Origin of the sequence: Sphingomonas aliaeris (assembly GCF_016743815.1) — a bacterium.
Classification (GTDB): Bacteria; Pseudomonadota; Alphaproteobacteria; order Sphingomonadales; family Sphingomonadaceae; genus Sphingomonas; species Sphingomonas aliaeris.
Map to the genome: position 1 here is coordinate 3693346 of NZ_CP061035.1, position 18869 is coordinate 3712214.

Annotated in this window: 20 protein-coding genes; 14 read left to right on the plus strand and 6 right to left on the minus strand. The window is 65.4% G+C overall.

What is annotated here, in order from left to right; translation table 11 throughout:
* Positions 1-27 precede the first annotated feature (27 nt).
* On the minus strand, positions 28-423 hold the full coding sequence (locus tag H5J25_RS17495) for a hypothetical protein (protein WP_202093265.1): 396 nt from the start codon (positions 421-423) through the stop codon (positions 28-30).
* Between the two features lie 113 nt (positions 424-536).
* Here H5J25_RS17495 and H5J25_RS17500 point away from each other — a divergent pair, with 113 nt between their 5' ends.
* The 4 genes from H5J25_RS17500 (at position 537) to H5J25_RS17515 (ending at position 5066) form a co-directional block, all read left to right on the plus strand.
* Positions 537-2117, plus strand: a complete 1581-nt coding sequence (locus H5J25_RS17500) for a lysine--tRNA ligase (protein WP_202093267.1) — start codon at positions 537-539, stop codon at positions 2115-2117.
* 6 nt (positions 2118-2123) lie between these two features.
* Positions 2124-2654, plus strand: coding sequence for a 2'-5' RNA ligase family protein (locus tag H5J25_RS17505; protein WP_202093269.1), 531 nt, complete (start codon positions 2124-2126; stop codon positions 2652-2654).
* A 220-nt stretch (positions 2655-2874) separates the two neighbouring features.
* The gene (gene nhaA, locus H5J25_RS17510) at positions 2875-4059 is read left to right on the plus strand and encodes a Na+/H+ antiporter NhaA (RefSeq protein ID WP_202093271.1); all 1185 of its coding nucleotides are present in this window, start codon (positions 2875-2877) and stop codon (positions 4057-4059) included.
* Positions 4059-5066, plus strand: a complete 1008-nt coding sequence (locus H5J25_RS17515) for a histone deacetylase family protein (protein ID WP_202093273.1) — start codon at positions 4059-4061, stop codon at positions 5064-5066. The genes nhaA and H5J25_RS17515 overlap by 1 nt, the downstream gene beginning before the upstream one ends.
* 374 nt (positions 5067-5440) lie before the next feature.
* On the opposite strand, the gene H5J25_RS17520 is transcribed toward H5J25_RS17515, so the two are convergent.
* The 4 genes from H5J25_RS17520 to H5J25_RS17535 form a co-directional block, all read right to left on the minus strand.
* Complete coding sequence (locus H5J25_RS17520; protein ID WP_202093275.1) at positions 5441-6370, minus strand: electron transfer flavoprotein subunit alpha/FixB family protein; 930 nt, start codon at positions 6368-6370, stop codon at positions 5441-5443.
* Positions 6367-7113 (minus strand): electron transfer flavoprotein subunit beta/FixA family protein, encoded by a 747-nt coding sequence (locus H5J25_RS17525; RefSeq protein ID WP_202093277.1) that lies wholly within the window; start codon positions 7111-7113, stop codon positions 6367-6369. Before H5J25_RS17525 ends, H5J25_RS17520 begins: the two co-directional genes overlap by 4 nt.
* 45 nt (positions 7114-7158) lie before the next feature.
* Positions 7159-8358 carry an ADP-forming succinate--CoA ligase subunit beta gene (gene sucC, locus H5J25_RS17530; RefSeq protein ID WP_202093279.1) on the minus strand — a complete coding sequence of 400 codons (1200 nt, stop codon included), beginning with the start codon at positions 8356-8358 and terminating at the stop codon, positions 7159-7161.
* 107 nt (positions 8359-8465) lie between these two features.
* Positions 8466-8774: a hypothetical protein gene (locus H5J25_RS17535; RefSeq protein WP_202093280.1), complete on the minus strand. Its 309-nt coding sequence runs from the start codon at positions 8772-8774 to the stop codon at positions 8466-8468.
* A gap of 23 nt (positions 8775-8797) precedes the next feature.
* On the opposite strand from H5J25_RS17535, the gene H5J25_RS17540 reads away from it, so the two are divergent.
* Complete coding sequence (locus H5J25_RS17540) at positions 8798-9337, plus strand: sterol desaturase family protein (RefSeq protein ID WP_404829551.1); 540 nt, start codon at positions 8798-8800, stop codon at positions 9335-9337.
* An 11-nt stretch (positions 9338-9348) separates the two neighbouring features.
* Entirely contained in the window at positions 9349-10083 is a 735-nt protein-coding gene (locus H5J25_RS17545; RefSeq protein ID WP_404829623.1) for a sulfite exporter TauE/SafE family protein, read from the plus strand.
* Between the two features lie 274 nt (positions 10084-10357).
* Here H5J25_RS17545 and H5J25_RS17550 read toward each other — a convergent pair whose 3' ends face one another.
* Positions 10358-11293, minus strand: a complete 936-nt coding sequence (locus H5J25_RS17550) for a ribose-phosphate pyrophosphokinase (protein WP_202093282.1) — start codon at positions 11291-11293, stop codon at positions 10358-10360.
* 102 nt (positions 11294-11395) lie between these two features.
* Between H5J25_RS17550 and gltX the strand changes: the two genes are divergently transcribed.
* The 8 genes from gltX to H5J25_RS17590 all read left to right on the plus strand — a co-directional run bounded on the left by gltX (position 11396) and on the right by H5J25_RS17590 (position 18791).
* The gene (gltX, locus tag H5J25_RS17555; RefSeq protein ID WP_202093283.1) at positions 11396-12724 is read left to right on the plus strand and encodes a glutamate--tRNA ligase; all 1329 of its coding nucleotides are present in this window, start codon (positions 11396-11398) and stop codon (positions 12722-12724) included.
* A 530-nt stretch (positions 12725-13254) separates the two neighbouring features.
* Positions 13255-13929, plus strand: a complete 675-nt coding sequence (locus tag H5J25_RS17560) for an energy transducer TonB (protein ID WP_202093284.1) — start codon at positions 13255-13257, stop codon at positions 13927-13929.
* A 55-nt stretch (positions 13930-13984) separates the two neighbouring features.
* A complete protein-coding gene (locus tag H5J25_RS17565) occupies positions 13985-14332 on the plus strand; it encodes a hypothetical protein (protein WP_202093286.1) in 348 nt (115 codons plus the stop codon).
* Between the two features lie 14 nt (positions 14333-14346).
* Positions 14347-15300, plus strand: a complete 954-nt coding sequence (gene ribD, locus H5J25_RS17570; protein WP_202093288.1) for a bifunctional diaminohydroxyphosphoribosylaminopyrimidine deaminase/5-amino-6-(5-phosphoribosylamino)uracil reductase RibD — start codon at positions 14347-14349, stop codon at positions 15298-15300.
* Positions 15301-15303: 3 nt separating this feature from the next.
* A complete protein-coding gene (locus H5J25_RS17575; RefSeq protein WP_202093290.1) occupies positions 15304-15921 on the plus strand; it encodes a riboflavin synthase in 618 nt (205 codons plus the stop codon).
* Between the two features lie 168 nt (positions 15922-16089).
* Complete coding sequence (gene ribH / locus H5J25_RS17580; RefSeq protein WP_202093292.1) at positions 16090-16509, plus strand: 6,7-dimethyl-8-ribityllumazine synthase; 420 nt, start codon at positions 16090-16092, stop codon at positions 16507-16509.
* A gap of 13 nt (positions 16510-16522) precedes the next feature.
* Positions 16523-17059 carry a GNAT family N-acetyltransferase gene (locus H5J25_RS17585; protein WP_202093294.1) on the plus strand — a complete coding sequence of 179 codons (537 nt, stop codon included), beginning with the start codon at positions 16523-16525 and terminating at the stop codon, positions 17057-17059.
* Positions 17060-17417: 358 nt separating this feature from the next.
* Positions 17418-18791 (plus strand): cytochrome P450, encoded by a 1374-nt coding sequence (locus tag H5J25_RS17590; protein WP_202093296.1) that lies wholly within the window; start codon positions 17418-17420, stop codon positions 18789-18791.
* Positions 18792-18869: the final 78 nt, after the last annotated feature.

The following is an 18869-nucleotide window of genomic DNA, read 5'->3' on the forward strand; positions in this document are numbered from 1 at the left end:
CAGAATGGCAACGCCAGATCGACGCGCTCAATGCCGTCGAGGTTCGACCAAGCGCCGGAATACAGCCCGGTAATGCCAGGCGAGCGCCGCGAACCAGATTGGCCAGATGCTGCCCCAGACATAGCTGTGCGTCAGCAGCCAGTGGAAACAGGCGATCACCAATATCGGCGGGCCCAGCAGGATGAGCCCGAGCGGCGCGGTGCGATTGAACAGCATCAGCGCGCCGCCGATCAGGAGATCGACGATCAGCAGGGGGTTCATGAAGCCGGACGCGGTCAGCGCATCGGTGAAGTGCTGCGCGGCGGCATTCGGTTCCGGGGGATGCCGGCCGCCGAACGTCACGATGATCATGATGGGCGCATAGATGAAGAACGCGCCGAACAGGATACGCGCGATCGTCCAGCCGAGGTTGCGGTACCGCATCGGTCGAAGCTGATCGATTTCCGGATGTTACGCAAGGCCCCGCCCGCCCCGGTACCGGACGGGCGAGCGTTGGCGGTTGTGTGTCGTGGTCAGCATGCTAGGTCGCAGGAATCATGACCGACGCCCTCCGCACCGCCGCCCTGGAATCCAAAGCCTGGCCCTATGAGGAGGCGCGCAAGATCCTGAAGCGCTATCCGCACGGCAAGCCGGGTGGTGCGCCGATCCTGTTCGAGACCGGCTATGGCCCGTCGGGACTGCCGCATATCGGCACGTTCAACGAGGTGCTGCGCACGACGATGGTGCGCAACGCCTTTCACGCGCTGTCCGATCAGCCGACGCGGCTGCTGGCGTTCAGCGACGATATGGACGGGCTGCGCAAGATACCGGACAACGTGCCGAACAAGGAGATGCTGGCCGGGCATCTGGGCAAGCCGCTGAGCCGTATTCCGGATCCGTTCGGCACGCACGAAAGCTTCGCTGCGCACAACAACGCCACGTTGCGGGCGTTTCTCGATCAATACGGCTTCGACTACGAATTCGCGTCGTCGACGGACTATTATGCGAGCGGCCGGTTCGACGACAAGTTGCGCGACGTGCTGCGCAATTACGACGCGATCATGGCGATCATGCTGCCGACGCTGCGGGGCGAGCGGCAGGCGACCTATTCGCCCGTACTGCCGATCAGCCCGACGACGGGGATCGTATTGCAAGTACCCGTCGAGGTGGTCGATCCCGATGCCGGCACGATCGCCTTCGTGGATAGCAGCGTTCCGGGCGGCGAGCGGATCGAGCAGTCGATCCTGGGCGGACTTGCGAAGCTGCAGTGGAAGCCCGACTGGGGCATGCGTTGGGCCGCGCTCGGCGTGGATTACGAGATGCACGGCAAGGATCTGATCGACAGCGCCACCCTTGGGGGCAAGATCGCGCAGGTGCTTGGCGGACGCAAGCCGGAGGGGCTGATCTACGAACTGTTCCTGGACGAGAAGGGCGAGAAGATCTCCAAGTCCAAGGGCAACGGGCTGAGCCTGGAGCAATGGCTGACCTATGGTCCGGAGGAATCGGTCGCCTTCTATGCGTATCGCGAGCCCAAGAAGGCGAAGCAGTTGCACATGGGCGTGATCCCGCGTGCGGTGGACGAATATTGGCAGTTCCGCGGCAATTATGCCGGGCAGGAGTTGAAGGAACGGCTGGGCAATCCGGTGCATCACATCCACGACGGGCAAGTCCCGGCGAGCGAGATGCCGGTGACGTTCGGACTGTTGCTGAACCTCGTCAGCGTGATGGGCGATGCGACGAAGGAGCAGGTTTGGGGGTATCTCGGCAATTACGTGCCGGATGCGACGCCGGACAAATATCCCGAGCTGGACCGGCTGATCGACCGGGGGTTGGTCTATGGGCGGGACTTCGTCGCGCCGACGTTGAAGCGGCGGGCGCCGGAAGGTGTCGAAATTGCCGCACTTCGGCGTTTGGACGAGGAACTTTCGGTTCTGCCAGAGGACACGAATGCCGAGGATATCCAGAACCTTGTCTATGAAATCGGCAAGACGGGCGGGTTCGAAAACCTGCGCGATTGGTTCAAGGCACTGTACGAAACGTTGCTCGGCGCCGAGCAAGGGCCGCGAATGGGCAGCTTTATCGCACTTTACGGTATCGCGAATTCCCGCAAGCTGATCGCCGACGCGCTGGCGAAATAGGCCCGGATGAACGCCCCGCGGGTGCGGTTGCGGCACCGGTTCTTTTACGCCTTGTTCCCGCCGCCCCCGCTGGCGGCGGAGATCGCGCAAAGGTTCGCGGTGGAGGGCGTGCGGATGATCCGGGCGGATCGGCTGCACGTCACGATCGACCTGTCGGAAGATTTCGCGGACTATCCGGACGGGGTCGTACAGGGATTGATCGCGGCGGGATCGCAGGTCGATGTTCCGCCGTTCGCACTGACCTTCGATAGCGTCGTGGACACGCCCTATACGATGTCGCTGCGTCCGGAGGTTCCCGATCCGGCGATGCAGGCGCTGCACGATGCGATCGTCGCGGCGCGAGTGAACGCGGGCGTCGAGGGGCGCGAGGGGTATGCGTTCACGCCGCACATGACCCTGGCCTATCGCAGGGGTCTGGCCGGGGTGCGATCGATCCCGCCGGTCGGGTTGACGGTGGACCGGTTCGTGCTGGTGCACAGCCTGATCGGTCAGGGGCGGTATGACGAGATCGGGTGCTGGCCTTCGCGGGTGCGGTGAGCTTGGCCTGAGGTGCTTCGACAAGCTCAGCACGAACGGGTTGGAGTTGGGCGCGAACGGTTGGAGTTGGGCGCGAACGAACCGCTGTTGGCCACGAACGGGTTGGAGTTCGGCACGAGCGGGTTGGACTTGAGCACGAACGGGTCGGAGTTAGCCGCGAACCAACCGGTGTTGGGCAGGAACGCCTTGGCCTGATGGCATCTTGCTCTAGAGTAACCCGATGAAACGAAAATTTCCCGGATCCGCCCTGCGCGCCTTCCTGACGGATGGGGCCGGGGGTGGGATCGTGTTGATCGCAGCCGCGGTGCTGGCGATGATCGCAGCGAATTCGGCCCTCGCCGAAAACTATTTCCACCTGCTGCATGCGGAGACCGGGCCGGTCATCGCGCCCGCGCTGGGGCCGATGACGGTGCATCTGTGGATCAACGATGCGCTGATGGCGATATTCTTCCTGCTCGTCGGGCTGGAGATCAAGCGCGAGCTGATCGACGGCGAACTGGCCGATGCGCGCAAGCGCCGCCTGCCGGTGATCGCGGCGGCGGCGGGGATGATCGTGCCGGCGGTCGTCTATCTGGGGATCGCGGGACACGATGCGGCTTTGATCCGCGGATGGGCGATCCCCGCCGCGACCGACATCGCGTTTGCGATTGGGGTGATGGCCCTGCTCGGCCCGCGCGTTCCGGCATCGCTGAAACTGTTCCTGACGACGGTGGCGATCGTCGACGACATGGGCGCGGTGGCGATCATCGCGGTCGGCTATAGCGACGGGCTGAACCTGCCCGCATTGGCCGCGGCGGCGGGGGTGCTGGCGATCATGGCGGCGATGAACCGCCACAGCGTCCACCGGCTGACGCCCTATCTGATCGCGGCACTGCTGCTGTGGTGGATGGTGATGCTGTCGGGTGTGCATGCGACGGTCGCGGGCGTGCTGGCGGCGATGACGATTCCGATCGCGCGCGAGGACCGCATATCCCCGCTGCACCGGCTGGAACATGCGCTGAGCCCGTGGGTGTCGTTCGCGATCGTGCCGCTGTTCGGGTTCGCCAATGCAGGCGTGGCGCTGACCGGGATGAGCGCGTCCGTGCTGGTCGAACCGGTGGTGATCGCGGTGGGCGCCGGACTGTTCCTGGGCAAGCAGGTGGGGATACTGGGCGGGATCGCGCTGGCGGAATGGCTGGGCATCGCGCGCCGGCCGGAGGGGGCGAACTGGGCGCAGATCTACGGCGTGGCGTTGCTCGCGGGGATCGGTTTCACGATGAGCCTGTTCATCGGAGGGCTCGCCTTTCCCGGCAACGCGCTGTTGATGGACGAGGTGAAGATCGGTGTTCTCGGCGGATCGATCCTGTCTGCGCTGGCCGGATACGCGGTGTTGCGTTTCGCCGCCCGCCCGGCGAAATTGCGCTGATGCGCTGCTTCTTCGACCCCCGCCAGCTCGGCCATTCGCCCGCCAAGGAACTGCATAACGGCAGTTTCGTCGATTATGCCGAGACGCCGGCGCGCGCCGCCGCGATCCTGAAGACGATCGGCGCGTTCGAGGCGCCCGACGATCATGGCGAGGCACCGATCCTGGCGATCCACGATGCGGACTATGTGGATTTCCTGAAGACCGCGCCCGCGCGCTGGGCCGAGGCGGGACGCCCGGGTGACGTCATGGGATATATCTGGCCGATCGCGCGGCGGCGCGCGGTGAAGCTGGACCGGATCGATGCGCTGGCGGGACGCTACAGCCTCGACGCATCGACGCCGCTGACGGCGGAGAGCTGGAGTTCCGCTTATTGGAGCACGCAATCGGTGCTTGCGGCGACGCATGCGGTGCTGGCGGGGGACCGCAGCGCCTTCGCATTGTGCCGGCCGCCGGGGCATCATGCGGGGGCGGATTATTTGGGTGGCTATTGCTACCTCAACACGGCGGCGATCGCGGCGCAGGCGGCGCTGGATTCGGGGGCGAAGCGGGTCGCCATCCTGGATATCGACTATCATCACGGCAACGGGACGCAGGACATCTTCTGGACGCGCGGCGACGTGTTCTACGCCTCCGTCCATGCCGACCCGGCGACCGACTATCCGTTCTTCTGGGGCCATGCCGACGAGACCGGGGAGGATGCGGGCGCGGGCACGACCCTGAACCTGCCGCTGCCGCAGGGTGCGACGCTGGAGGCATTCCGGGCGGCGCAGGCATCGGCGCTGGCGGCGATCGCGTCGTTCGAGCCGGACCTGCTGGTGCTGAGTTTCGGCGCGGATACGTGGGAGGAGGATCCGATCTCGCAGTTCAGGCTGACGACGGGCGATTATGCGGTGCTGGCGCGTGAGATCGCGGCGTGCGGGTGGCCGACGGTGATCGCGATGGAAGGCGGCTATGCGATCGACGCGCTGGGCGCGAACGTGGCGAGTTTGCTGGAGGGGTTTGTGTAGGTTTGTCGTTTCGAGGGGGCTGCTGAGAGGCTTGCCGCGTTGGTTGCTGTTTCGCCGGGACGCCACCCACCCCCGGGCCATCCCTTGAAGGGAGGGGAGAAGTTGGGTTTCGGCTTCCTTGCTCCGTCTTTGACGGGAGAGGAGTAGCGGGAGTGCCTTCTTCACTCCCCTCCCTGAAAGGGAGGGGTTGGGGGTGGGTGGCGTCATGGCGACGGCGTTGTTGCGTGGCTGAGCAATGCCGTATCGCCGGGGGTACTGCCCTCCCCCGGCCCCTCCCTGAAGGGAGGGGAGAAGAAAGGGGGATCCTCCGGACTCGAAAAGGGCGGCGCCTCGGGTGAGGCGCCGCCCTTTGATCGGTCGAACCGAGCGCGCCGTTACAGCTTCTCGGTCAGTTCCGGGACCAGCTTGAACAGGTCACCGACGAGGCCGAGATCCGCGACCTGGAAGATCGGGGCGTCTTCGTCCTTGTTGATCGCGATGATCGTCTTGGAGTCCTTCATGCCTGCCAGATGCTGGATCGCGCCGGAGATGCCGACAGCGATATAGACTTCCGGGGCGACGATCTTGCCGGTCTGGCCGACCTGATAGTCGTTGGGGGCATAGCCCGCATCGACCGCGGCGCGCGAGGCGCCGACGCCGGCGCCGAGTTTGTCCGCCAGCGGATCGATCAGCGCGTGGAACTGTTCGCCCGATCCGAGCGCGCGGCCGCCGGAGACGATGATCTTGGCGGACGTCAGTTCGGGACGTTCCGACTTGGCGATCTCGCTGCCGACATAGGTCGACATGCCCGCGTCACCGGTGGTGGCGACGGCCTCGATCGTGCCGGAACCGCCTTCGGTCGCGGCCTTGTCGAACGCGGTGCCGCGGACGGTGATGACCTTCTTCGCGTCCTTCGACTGGACGGTGGCGATCGCGTTGCCGGCGTAGATCGGACGCGTGAACGTGTCCGCGCTCTCGACCGACAGGATGTCGCTGATCTGCATGACGTCGAGCAGGGCGGCGACACGGGGTGCGATGTTCTTGCCGCCGGACGTGGCGGGGAACAGGACGGCATCGTGATCGCCCATCAGCTGGACGATCAGCGGCGCGACGTTTTCGGCGAGCGCATGCGCATAGGCTGCGTCGTCGGCGACATGAACCTTGCCCACGCCGGCGATCTTCGCAGCTTCGGCGGCGACGGCGTCGACGCCCTGGCCGGCGACGATCAGGTGGACTTCACCCAGCTTGGCAGCGGCGGTGACCACGGCGAGCGTGGCATCCTTGACGGTGGCGCCGTCATGTTCGACCCAGACGAGCGTCTTCATTTCGCCACTCCCATCGCTTTGAGTTTGGTGACCAGTTCATCCACGTCGGCGACCTTGATGCCGGCCGAGCGCTTGGCCGGCTCGACGACCTTCAGCGTGGTGATGCGCGGGCTGATATCGACGCCGTAATCGGCGGCGGTCTTCTGCGCGAGCGGCTTGGACTTCGCCTTCATGATGTTCGGGAGCGAGGCGTAGCGCGGTTCGTTGAGGCGGAGATCGGTCGTGACGATCGCCGGAAGCTTCAGCGATTCGGTTTCCGAACCGCCATCGACTTCGCGCGTGACGGTGACGTTGCCGTCGGCGAGTTCGACCTTCGATGCGAAGGTCGCCTGGCCGACGCCGAGCAGACCGGCGAGCATCTGGCCCGTCTGGTTGTTGTCGTCGTCGATCGCCTGCTTGCCGAGGATCACCAGATCGGGCTTTTCCTCGTCCACGATCGCCTTGAGCAGCTTGGCCACGCCCAGCGGCTCGACCTTCTCTTCCGAGACGACGAGGATCGCACGATCCGCACCCATCGCGAGCGCGGTGCGGAGCGTTTCCTGCGACTTCTGTTCGCCGATCGAGACGACGACGATTTCCGTCACTCCCTTGTCCTTCAGACGGATCGCTTCCTCGACCGCGATCTCGTCGAACGGGTTCATGCTCATCTTGACGTTCGCCAGATCGACGCCCGATCCGTCCGCCTTCACGCGGGGCTTAACGTTATAGTCAAGCACGCGCTTGACCCCGACCAATACCTTCATCTCACTCTCTCCGTACCCACGAGTAGCGCCCTGGGGAGGAAACGCTCAGGCGGCTTTCTGTACTTCGGCCACGATCTTCTTCGCCGCATCGCCGAGGTCGTTAGCAGGAACGATCGCCAGACCGGAATTGGACAAAATGTCCTTGCCCAGCTCGACATTGGTGCCTTCAAGCCGAACCACCAACGGGACCGAAAGGTTCACTTCCTTCGCCGCGGCGACGATGCCCTCCGCGATGATGTCGCAGCGCATGATGCCGCCGAAGATGTTGACGAGGATGCCCTTCACCGCCGGATCGCTGAGGATGATCTTGAACGCCGCGGTGACCTTTTCGGTCGTGGCGCCGCCGCCGACGTCGAGGAAGTTGGCGGGGAACATGCCGTTCAGCTTGATGATGTCCATCGTCGCCATCGCGAGGCCCGCGCCGTTGACCATGCAGCCGATATCGCCGTCCAGCTTGATATAGGCGAGGTCGTACTTCGAGGCTTCCAGCTCGGCGGGATCCTCTTCGGTCTCGTCGCGCAGTTCCATCAGATCCTTGTGGCGGAACATGGCGTTGCCGTCGAACGCGACCTTCGCGTCGAGCACCAGGACCTGGCCCTGCTTGGTGACGGCGAGCGGGTTGATCTCGATCTGCTCGGCATCGGTGCCGATAAAGGCGTCGTACAGCTTCGATGCGGTGCTGCTGGCCTGCTTGGCGAGATCGCCTTCGAGGCCGAGCGCATTGGCGACGGCGCGGCCGTGATGCGGCATGAAGCCGGTCGCGGGATCGATATCCAGCGTCTGGATCTTTTCCGGCGTGTCGTGCGCGACGGTTTCGATGTCCATGCCGCCTTCGGTCGAGACGACCATCGAGACGCGGCCGGTCGCACGGTTGACGAGCAGCGCGAGGTAGAATTCCTTCTCGATATCAGCGCCGTCGGTGACGTACAGGCGGTTGACCTGCTTGCCGGCATCGCCCGTCTGGATCGTCACCAGCGTGTTGCCGAGCATGTCGGTCGCCGCCGCGCGGACCTCTTCCTCATTCCAGGCGAGACGCACGCCGCCCTTGGCATCGGGGCCGAGTTCCTTGAACTTGCCCTTGCCGCGGCCGCCGGCATGGATCTGCGACTTCACGACGTAGAGCGGCCCGGGCAGCTTCCTTGACGCCTCGACGGCCTCCTCGACGGAGAGGGCGGCGAAACCGGCGGGGACTGGCACGCCGAACTTGGCCAGCAATTCCTTGGCCTGATATTCATGGATGTTCATGAGAAGCGTTCGCACCTTTCGTGTGGAAGACGGAGGTTTGCATGCGCCTTAAGCACAGTGGCGCGGGTGAATCCACCCTTCGCTGTGCCCGGATCGTCCCTGCGCGCTCAGCCCAGGCCGACGGAACACAGGGCCGCGGCGGTGGCGGTGACCGAGACGATCTCCGGATCGTCGAGCGCGCGGAGACGCTTGAGCAATTGTTTGCGTCCGCCGCCTTCGCCCGGTTGCCGGCCGATCGAGGCGAGCTTGCGCAATTGCGGGACGGACAATTGTTCCGCCATCGGCTTGGCCATGCAGCCCGCGAGCTTGGGCGACAGGCCCGCCGCGATCAGGCCGTCGCGGGTGCGATCCTGGATCGGGGAACAGGCCGCGAGCGCGAGCAGCGGAAGGCCGAGGACGGGAATCGAAAATCGCACGGCTTCACCTCGCAAGGACTGACATGCGCCGCTATAGCGCCGGGATGCACTGGGCAACCGGCCTTCTCCTGTTCCTCGCGACCGTGATCGGGATGGAGGGGTTCGCCTATGTCGCGCACCGCTGGGTGATGCACGGCGTCGGCTGGTTCCTGCACGCGAGCCACCACCGCCCGCGCCACGGCAATTGGGAGTGGAATGACCTGTATGCGGTGATCTTCGCCGTGCCGTCGTTCGCATTGATTTTCGGCGGGCTGCAACTCGGCTGGTGGCCGGGATTCGTGTGGATCGGGTACGGGATCGCAGCATATGGCGCGATCTATTTCGGGTTTCATGACGTCATCGTCCACAAGCGGCTGAACCACCGCTATCTTCCCAAATCGGCTTATATGAAGCGGATCATCCAGGCGCACCGGCTGCATCATGTCGTGGAGACGAAGCGCGGCACGGTGAGCTTCGGATTCCTGTGGGCGCCGAAGCCCGAGGATTTGAAGGCCGAGCTGAAGCGCCGTGACCGCGCCGGGGTGCGCGCGCCGGTCGAACGGTCCGAAACGCCGGCCGCTTGAACGACGCGCTGATGCTGTTCGCCGTGGCGGTGCCCGCGGTGATGCTGACCGGCCTTGCCAAGGGCGGGTTTGCGGGCGTGGGCGGACTCGCGCTGCCGATCATGGCGCTGGCCATGTCACCGGTGCGCGCGGCGGCGATCCTGTTGCCGATCCTGATCGTGCAGGACGTGGTCGGCGTCTGGGCGTTCCGCAGGAACTGGGACGGTTATGTGCTGGGCTGGACCCTGCCCGGCGCCGCGATCGGCATCGTGTTGGGATATCTGTTCGCGGCGCAGGTGTCGGCGGATGCGGTGCTGGGGCTGGTCGGCGTCATCAGCCTGACGTTCGGCGGATACCGGCTGTGGCGCGAGCGCGGGCATGTCGTCGCGGCCGCCGCCAATTCGCCCGGCTGGGTCGGCATGCTGTGCGGGGTGGCGTCAGGCTTCACCAGCCAGGTCGCGCATGCGGGCCAGCCGCCTTTTCAGATCTGGGTCCTGCCGCGCCGGTTGCCGCGAGACGTGCTGGTCGGGACGACTGCGATCTTTTTCGCGATCATCAACTGGGCGAAGGTGCCGGCCTATTGGGCACTGGGGCAGTTCAGCCACGAGAATTTGGTGGCGGCGGGGCTGCTGATGCCGGTCGCGATCCTGTCGACGCTGGCGGGGGTATGGATCGTGCGGCGGATCGCGCCGGAGCGATTCTACACCGCGATCTATGTGTTGATGATGCTGGTGGGGGTCAGGCTGATCTGGGACGCTTTGGTTTAGACTAGAAGCAGATTTGGTTCGCGCAGAGGCGCAGAGAACGCTGGGGTGTCGTGTTCCGGTTCGGGCGCGGGTTTCGATTTCGTGTCCGGCCACGCGCTTTGCGCGGTTTGGAAGGGCTGTGGGTTGAGCGTTCGCTCCGTCTCCATTGTCGGTGATTATGGATTCCCGCCTTCGCGGGAATGACGGAATGGAGGTACAATATTTCGGCCCTCCAAGAGAGATGTGTTCTTCTCAGCGTCCTCCGCGCCTCTGCGCGAACAAACACCTCGAAACCTTAGTCGAACAGACTCGACACCGAGCTTTCGTCGGCGATGCGGCGGATCGCTTCGGCGAGCAGGGGCGCGATCGTCAGGTGGCGGATGCGTTTGGCGTTGGCGACGATGTCGTGGCTGCCGATCGAATCGGTGATGACCAGTTCCTCGAGTTCCGACCCCTCGACGCGGGCGACCGCGCCGCCCGAGAGGACGCCGTGCGTGACATAGGCGACGACGCCCGCCGCCCCCGCCTGCTTCAGCGCGGCGGCGGCGTTGCACAACGTGCCCGCCGAATCGACGATATCGTCGATCAGGATGCAGAACCGGCCCTCGACCTCGCCGATGATGTTCATCACTTCCGACTCGCCGGCACGTTCACGCCGTTTGTCGACGATCGCGAGCGGGGCGTTGTCGAGCCGCTTGGCGAGCGCGCGGGCGCGGACCACGCCGCCGACGTCGGGCGACACGACCATCAGGTTGCGATCGCCGAAGCGCGTCAGGATATCCGCCGACATGACCGGTGCGCCGTACAGATTGTCGGTCGGGATATCGAAGAAGCCCTGGATCTGGCCGGCATGCAGATCGACCGACAGGACGCGGTCCGCACCCGCGACGGTGATCAGGTTGGCGACGAGCTTGGCCGAGATCGGCGTGCGCGGCCCGGGTTTACGATCCTGTCGCGCATAGCCGAAATAGGGCACGACGGCGGTGATCCGCTTTGCCGACGCGCGCTTCAGCGCATCGATGCAGATCAGCAATTCCATGAGGTTGTCGTTCGCCGGATAGCCGGTCGACTGGAGCACGAACACGTCCTCGCCGCGCACATTCTCTTGGATCTCGACGAAGATCTCCTCGTCAGCGAAACGGCGGACGCTGGCCTTGGTCAACGGCGTTTCGAGATAGCGCGCCACGTCGCGCGCGAGCGGAAGGTTCGCATTGCCGGTCAGAAGTTTCATGGTCGGTCGCTCCCCTGCGCTTGGTTGCGCGATCCTTTAGGCGCGAATCGCCAGCGGTAAAGGGGCATTGCGGCCACGATGCCCCCCGCATAGAGCATCGGCATGACCGTAATCACCCGTTTCGCGCCCAGCCCCACCGGACGGCTGCACGTCGGCAACATCCGCGCCGCTTTGCATAACTGGCTGTGGGCGAAGAAGAATGGCGGGCAGTTCTGGCTGCGCATCGACGATACGGATGCGGAGCGGAGCGAGGAACGGTATGTCGAGGCGATCCGCGGCGATCTCGCCTGGCTGGGGCTGGAGTCGGTCGGGGAGCAGCGGCAATCGGCGCGCACCGCCTTGTACGAGACGCGGTTCGAGGCGTTGCGCGCGGCGGGGCATATCTATCCCGCCTATGAGACGTCGCAGGAACTGGACCTGAAACGCAAGATTGCCGCCGGGCGTGGATTGCCGCCGATCTACGATCGCGCCGCGCTGAACCTAGGCGAAGAGGATCACGCGAAGTTCGCGGCGGAGGGCGTACGGCCTCACTGGCGTTTCAAGCTGGATTATGCCGCGCCGATCGAATGGGACGACCTGATCCGCGGGCACCAGAAGTTCGATGCCGCGACGATGAGCGATCCGGTGATCCGCCGCGCGGACGGATCGTGGCTGTACATGCTGATATCGGCGATCGACGATGTCGAGATGGCCGTCACGCATGTCGTTCGCGGCGAGGATCACGTGTCCAACACCGCGCTGCAGTTGCAGATGTTCGCCGCGATGGGCGCGACCCCGCCGGCCTTCGCGCACGAGGCGCTGCTGGTCGGCAGCGAGGGCAAATTGTCGAAACGGCTGGGGTCGCTCGGAGTCGATGCGTTTCGCGAGGAGGGGATCGAACCCGAGGCGGTGCGCGCGCTGCTGGCGCGGATCGGGACGAGCGATCCGGTCGAGCCTGTCACGGACGTGACGCGGCTGATCGAGACGTTCGATTTCGCGCGGTTCGGGCGCGCGCCGGCGCGGTTCGACGATGCCGAACTGGCCGGGCTGAATGCGAAGATCGTCCATATGCTGGACTTCGACGCCGTGTCGGATCGCCTGCCGCAGGGCATGACGCGGGCGGAATGGGAAGCGGTGCGCCCCAATCTGAAGACTATCGCCGAGGCGGCGGACTGGTGGCAGGTGATCGAGGGCGACATTGCCGGGACGCGCGACCCGGCCGACGCGGCGTTCCTGACCGAGGCGGCACGCGTGGCGGGCGGGATCGATTGGTCCGCCGACCCGTGGCACGCGCTGACCGCCGCGCTGAAGGCGGCGACGGGGCGGAGCGGCAAGACCCTGTTCCTCCCGCTGCGCCGCGCACTGACCGGGCGTGATCACGGACCGGACATGGCCGCTTTGCTGCCGCTGATCGGACGCGAGCGCGCGATGGCGCGACTCGGCGGGGGTTGAGTGCGCCGGGTGTGAGTGCGTCCGGGGTGCGTGGCCCGCGTGGCTTGTTTCTCGACTTCGCTCGAAACGAACGGGGGGGTGAACTCGAAAGCCGTTCTGGGGTGATTTCAGCGCGGTGGCCTCATCCTGACCGTTCGTGCTGAGCCTGGCGAAACACGTGTCCTCTTTGCCCGTCCTTCGACACGCTCGGGACGAACGGTGGAGTGGTGGCGTGTCCGAGCGGGTTGATTCGTTCTTGGTGAGGCATAGGATCGTCTGACGATGTGCGACTAGCCTCGCCCCCTCCCCGTTCGTTTCGAGCGTAGTCGAGAAACCTCTCGCCGTGGTCTGCGCGGCCGGTTTCTCGACTTCGCTCGAAACGAACGGTGCGAGGGTGTCCTATTTCGCTGCTCTGCCCTCCCCTTGCTGCCCCGATGTCCAACCGGCTTCGCCATGTGACAAAGTATCACTTGTCAGGCCAATGTTATGATGTATCGTTTCGTTTCAACCCGGCGGAAGACCGGTTCCTCGAGGAGATATGGAGACGGACGATGTATGCGGATCGATATGGCAAGACGGGCATCAAGCCGGGTGCGTTGACGATTGCGGTGGGATTGAATGCTGCGGTTCTGGCGGCATTGATCTTTTCCGGGCCGGAGATTTTCGAGCGACCGCCGCCCGAGCCGTTCGAGGCCGTCAACATACCGCTTCCCGTGCCGCCGCCGCCGATCGAGCCGGTGGAGACCAAGATCGTCCCGAAGACCAGGCAGACGGTGATCGATCCGCCCCCCGTGGAACGCCCGGTCGCGCAGGACCCGATCGCGCCGTCGAAGAGCGACTTCACGATCCCTGCGGGCCCGACCGGTATGGATGGCGGCGTGACAGGCGGAACGGGCGGTGTCGTCACGCCGTACGAGCCGCCGCGCACGCCGGTGACGATCGGGGCGAAGGTCGATCCGCGCTACGCCCGGTTCCTGCAGCCGGATTACCCGCCGGGCGAACGGCGGATGGGGCGCGAGGGCAAGGTGGTGGTTCGCGTGCTGGTCGGGATCGACGGGCGTGTCGCGAGGGTCGAATTGCTGAGCGCCGTCAGCGATGCCTTCTTCGCCGCGACACGCAGGCAGGCGCTGGAGAAATGGCGCTTCACGCCTGCGACGCGCGACGGCGTGCCGCAGGAGGACTGGCGCACGATGACGGTGACGTTCGTGCTGAACGACACGGAATAGGATGGTGGGTGCGGGGGCTGGCGCGTGGCCCCCCGTGTGCCTATCTTGCGACGTGATGAAATTCTTCCGCCATTTCAACATTGTTCGCGCAATCAATGACTTGCGCGTTTACCTGTCGCAGGAGGCGCCGCACAAGCTGGTCTTCCTGATGCTGTCCATCTTCGCGTTCGGCGCGGTGCTGGTCGGGTTCACGATCGATAGCCATGAAGAGCCGGTCTATCGGCGCAACATCGTCTATGTCGAGCAATGGCCCGCGAACCGTACCGACGAACAGATCATCGCGCAGCAGAAGATCGATGGGCCGATCGAGGCCAAGCGGGCCGCCGAGCAGGCCGCGCGGGAAAAGGAAGTCCAGGCCGGTTTCAAGCGGATGGACGACAAATTGAAGAAGCTGGGCATCTGACCGACGCACGCTGGATGGCGGCGGCGCTGGCGCAGGGCGAGCGTGGACGCGGGCGGACCGCGCCCAATCCCAATGTCGGCTGCGTGATCGTACAGGGCGAGTGTGTCGTCGGTCGCGGATGGACGCAGCCGGGCGGGCGGCCGCATGCGGAGGCGATGGCGCTTGCGCAAGCCGGCGAGAAGTCGCGCGGCGCAACCGTCTATACGACGCTGGAACCGTGCGCGCATGTCTCCACGCGCGGACCGGCCTGTTCGGACGGGCTGGTCGCCGCCGGCGTCGCGCGGGTGGTGATCGCGCTGGGGGATCCGGACGCGCGGACCGACGGCGCGGGGATCGCGCGGTTGCGGGCGGCGGGGATCGCGGTCGATGTCGGGACCGGCGCGACAGAGGCACGGCGATCGATGGCGGGGTTCCTGACGCGCAAGGGCCTGGGGCGTCCGTTCGTGACGCTGAAGCTGGCGCTGTCGCTGGATGGTGCCGTCGCGATGGCGGACGGATCGAGCAAGTGGATCACAGGAGCAGCGGCGCGCGCACATGCCCATGTCGAACGCGCGCGGCACGAGGCGATCCTTGTCGGGCGGGCCACGCTTGAGGCGGATGCGCCGCGGCTGGATGTGCGTCTGGCGGGACTGAAGGCGCGGTCGCCACGGCGTGTAGTGCTTTCGTCGCGCGATTTGGGGGTGGCGGAGGGGTGGACGCGGATCGCGGAGCCTAAGGGTATCGCAACGCTGGACGGGGTCGATCACGTTCTGGTGGAGGGCGGGGCGTCGGCTGCGGCAGCGTTCCTGAGGGACGATCTCGTCGATCGGTTGCTGATATACCGTGCGCCGATCCTGGTTGGGGCCGGGCGGACGCTGGGGGATATCGGGCTTGCGCATCTGGCCGACGCACACGGGCGGTGGCAGTTGCACGATGCGCGGCGCCTTGGCAGCGATCGGCTCGACGTCTACGAGCGCGTGAGGAGCTGACCAATGTTCACCGGAATCATCACCGACATCGGCACGATCGCCAGTGTGACGACGCCGGGCGATACGCGCGTCGTCGTACGCAGCGGCTATGACCCGGCGACGATCGACCTGGGGGCGTCGATCGCGTGTTCGGGCGTGTGCCTGACGGTGATCGACAAGGGCAGCGACGCGGACGGGCACTGGTTCGCGGTCGACGTGTCGGGCGAGACGATCAGCCGCACCGCGGACCGGCAATGGACCGAGGGCCGCCGGCTGAACCTGGAACGCGCGATGAAGTTGGGCGACGAGCTGGGCGGGCATATCGTCACCGGGCATGTCGACGGCATCGGCGAGATCGTATCGGTGATTGAGGATGGCGGATCGAAACGCATCCGCATCGCCGCCGGGCCGGAGATCGCGCCGTTCGTCGCGGTGAAGGGATCGATCACGCTGGACGGCGTGTCGCTGACGATCAACGAGGTCGAGGACGCGGCGGGAACGGTGACGGTCGGGGTCAACATCATCCCGCATACGGCCGATGTGACGACGATCGGCGCGCTGGCGGCGGGGGACCGGATCAATATCGAGATCGACGTGCTGGCGCGGTATCTGGGGCGGATGCGGTCTTTCTTGCCGAACTGATCGTTCGGCCCGATGTGATTGGCGTGCTTGACGATCACATTTTGGTGTGATCTAGCAAGTGAATGAGCATGCTCCTCATCGAAAGCCGCGCGATCCGGGCCAGGCGCACTGGTACCCAACCGCGGAGAATAGGCGAGCACCCCATCCCCGGCACCGGAGGCCAATGACATGGCGAATTTCCTGATCGTCGAAGCGCGATTCTACGACCATCTCAACGACCTGCTGCTGGACGGCGCGCGATCCGCGATCGAGGCGGCTGGCCACACGCACGAGACGATCACCGTGCCGGGCGCGCTGGAAGTGCCGGGCGCGATCGCGCTGGCGGCGGACAGCGGGCAATATAGCGCGTTCGTCGCCCTTGGGGTCGTGATCCGCGGCGAGACCTATCATTTCGAGATCGTCGCGGGCGAAAGCGCACGCGGGCTGATGGCGCTGTCGATGGACGGTCTCGCGATCGGCAACGGCATCCTGACCACCGAGGACGAAGCGCAGGCGCTGACGCGCGCGCGCAAGACCGAGAAGGACAAAGGCGGCGAAGCCGCGAAGGCTGCGATCGCGATGCTGGAGTTGAAGGGGCGGTTCGGTTAATCGGGGTCCGGCGGTGAATGCGCCGGTCCTGCAGACCGAACGGCTGACGCTGCGCCGGCCCGAGGCGTGCGATTTCGATGCGTTCGCCGACTTTTGTGCGGATGCGACGACTATGCGCTTCCTCGGCGGGGCCAAGTCACGCAGCGCGGCGTGGCGAGTCTTCACGACGATTGCCGGTGCGTGGTCGATCAACGGCTATTCCTACTGGTCTGTGATCGAACGCGAGACGGGCGCGTGGGTCGGACGGATCGGGCCATGGCAACCCGAAGGGTGGCCAGGCACCGAGGTCGCATGGGGCGTGGCACCAGCATTTGCCGGACGCGGATATGCCTATGAAGCGGCCGTGGCTGCAATGGACTATGCCGTCGATATTCTTGGATGGTCCCATATCATCCATACGATCCATCCTGATAATGCACCCTCCATTCGCCTTGCCCAGCGGCTGGGATCGATCAACGGCGGACCGGTGACCTTGCCGGATCCGCTGTCCGATTTCCGGGTCGATGCCTGGGGACAGAGCGCCGAGGATTGGCGCGCGCGGGGACGCTGAGGTGCTGCGGGGACCTGTGACTGCCAGCGTCCGGCCGTGAGTTCGGGGTGCTTCCACAGGCTCAGCACGAACGGGAGGACGTTTGGGGCGGGTTTCTCCTTGCGGCCCTGCCCGTCACCCCGGACTTGTTCCGGGGTCCACGGTGCAGCGAGCGTCACGGTTCGAGCCACTTTCCGTTTCATCTGCGGGACGGTGGACCCCGGAACAAGTCCGGGGTGACGGGGGGCCATGGGGCGGTCCGTTCGTTCCGTACACGCCAGATCGGATGTAGCGGAGGCGGTGCGCCCTCCCACCCCAAAATCCCGCCTTGCCGACCGCCGCCGCTTACTGATACCAATGTCAGTAAGGGAGAGACGGCATGGCACTTGCTCACAGCTTCAAGGCCAACCCGCACTGGATGCCGCGCCAGAAGAAGGGCGTGCTGGATTTCATTCCGGGCGAGGATGGCCTGCCGATCGTCGGCAATACGTTGCGGCTGTTGAAGGATCCCGTGGGGTTCGGGAAGCGGATGGCGGCGACCTATGGGCCGGTATACCGCAACAACAGTTTCGGCGGGCCGAACGTCGTGCTGCTGGGGCCGGATGCGAACGAGCTGGTGTTGTTCGACCGCGAGAAGATATTCTCGTCCGAGCAAGGCTGGGGCCCGATGCTCAACCTGCTGTTTCCGCGCGGGCTGATGCTGATGGATTTCGATCACCATCGCGCGGATCGCAAGGTGCTGTCGGTGGCGTTCAAGCCGGAACCGATGCGGCATTATGCCGAGGCGATGAGCACGGGCATCGCGGCGCAGGTTTCGACCTGGGGCAACACGCCGATCAAATTCTACGATGCGATCAAGAAGCTGACGCTGGATTTGGCGGCGGACAGTTTCTTCGGCATGCCGCTGGGGCCGGAGGCGGACCGGATCAACCAGGCGTTCGTCGACGAGGTGCAGGCGTCGATCGACCCGATCCGCGTGCCGTTGCCCGGCACCAAGATGCGCCGTGGCGTCAAGGCGCGCGAATATCTGGTCGCATTGTTCGCGCGGGAGATTCCCAAGCGGCGCGCAGGCGACGGACAGGATTTCTTCTCGCAATTCTGCCGCGCGACGGACGATGCGGGCAATCCCCTGCCCGACGCCGCGATCATCGATCACATGAATTTCCTGATGATGGCGGCGCACGACACGATCACCTCGTCCGCGACCAGCCTGGTCATGATGCTGGGCCGAAACGTCGAATGGCAGGACAAATTGCGCGTGGAGATCCGCTCACTCGGGTTGAACGAGAATGGCGGCGTGCCGCACGGTCAGCTCGACCGGCTGGTGCTGACCGAATATGCGTTCAAGGAAGCGCTGCGGATGATCCCGCCGGTGCCGTCGCTGCCGCGGCGTGCGCTGAAGTCGTTCAGTTTCGGGGGATATGACATCCCCGCGGGTACGCCGGTCGGCATCAATGTCGGCCACACGCACCGCATGGCCAAGCATTGGCCCGACCCCGACACCTTCGATCCGATGCGCTTCACCCCGGAAGCGGTGCGGGCGCGGCACAAATATGCGTGGATCCCGTTCGGCGGCGGCGCGCATATGTGCCTGGGCCTGCATTTCGCGACGATGCAGATGAAGCTGCTGATCGCCGGGTTGCTCAGCCGCTACCGGATCGAACTGGACGAGGGTTCGGGCGACGAATGGCAGGCCTGGCCGATCCCCAAGCCGCGCGACGGATTGCCGTTGCGGTTCGTGCCTTTGGGGTGATTGCGGTCGGGACTGGGACGGGTGTCACTCCACTTGGTTCTTGCTGAGCCTGTCGAAGGGCGTGGCACGGGGGCAGGT

Bases quoted from the DNA above. Each gene is read 5' to 3' on its own strand.
- nhaA (WP_202093271.1), top strand. From the start codon at position 2,875: ATGAAACGAAAATTTCCCGGATCCGCCCTGCGCGCCTTCCTGACGGAT.
- H5J25_RS17540 (WP_404829551.1), top strand. From the start codon at position 8,798: ATGCGCCGCTATAGCGCCGGGATGCACTGGGCAACCGGCCTTCTCCTG.
- H5J25_RS17515 (WP_202093273.1), top strand. From the start codon at position 4,059: ATGCGCTGCTTCTTCGACCCCCGCCAGCTCGGCCATTCGCCCGCCAAG.
- H5J25_RS17550 (WP_202093282.1), bottom strand. From the start codon at position 11,293: ATGAAACTTCTGACCGGCAATGCGAACCTTCCGCTCGCGCGCGACGTG.
- H5J25_RS17545 (WP_404829623.1), top strand. From the start codon at position 9,349: ATGCTGTTCGCCGTGGCGGTGCCCGCGGTGATGCTGACCGGCCTTGCC.
- H5J25_RS17500 (WP_202093267.1), top strand. From the start codon at position 537: ATGACCGACGCCCTCCGCACCGCCGCCCTGGAATCCAAAGCCTGGCCC.
- sucC (WP_202093279.1), bottom strand. From the start codon at position 8,358: ATGAACATCCATGAATATCAGGCCAAGGAATTGCTGGCCAAGTTCGGC.
- ribD (WP_202093288.1), top strand. From the start codon at position 14,347: ATGGCGGCGGCGCTGGCGCAGGGCGAGCGTGGACGCGGGCGGACCGCG.
- H5J25_RS17590 (WP_202093296.1), top strand. From the start codon at position 17,418: ATGGCACTTGCTCACAGCTTCAAGGCCAACCCGCACTGGATGCCGCGC.
- ribH (WP_202093292.1), top strand. From the start codon at position 16,090: ATGGCGAATTTCCTGATCGTCGAAGCGCGATTCTACGACCATCTCAAC.
- H5J25_RS17495 (WP_202093265.1), bottom strand. From the start codon at position 423: ATGCGGTACCGCAACCTCGGCTGGACGATCGCGCGTATCCTGTTCGGC.
- H5J25_RS17505 (WP_202093269.1), top strand. From the start codon at position 2,124: ATGAACGCCCCGCGGGTGCGGTTGCGGCACCGGTTCTTTTACGCCTTG.
- H5J25_RS17575 (WP_202093290.1), top strand. From the start codon at position 15,304: ATGTTCACCGGAATCATCACCGACATCGGCACGATCGCCAGTGTGACG.
- H5J25_RS17525 (WP_202093277.1), bottom strand. From the start codon at position 7,113: ATGAAGGTATTGGTCGGGGTCAAGCGCGTGCTTGACTATAACGTTAAG.
- H5J25_RS17560 (WP_202093284.1), top strand. From the start codon at position 13,255: ATGTATGCGGATCGATATGGCAAGACGGGCATCAAGCCGGGTGCGTTG.
- gltX (WP_202093283.1), top strand. From the start codon at position 11,396: ATGACCGTAATCACCCGTTTCGCGCCCAGCCCCACCGGACGGCTGCAC.
- H5J25_RS17565 (WP_202093286.1), top strand. From the start codon at position 13,985: ATGAAATTCTTCCGCCATTTCAACATTGTTCGCGCAATCAATGACTTG.
- H5J25_RS17520 (WP_202093275.1), bottom strand. From the start codon at position 6,370: ATGAAGACGCTCGTCTGGGTCGAACATGACGGCGCCACCGTCAAGGAT.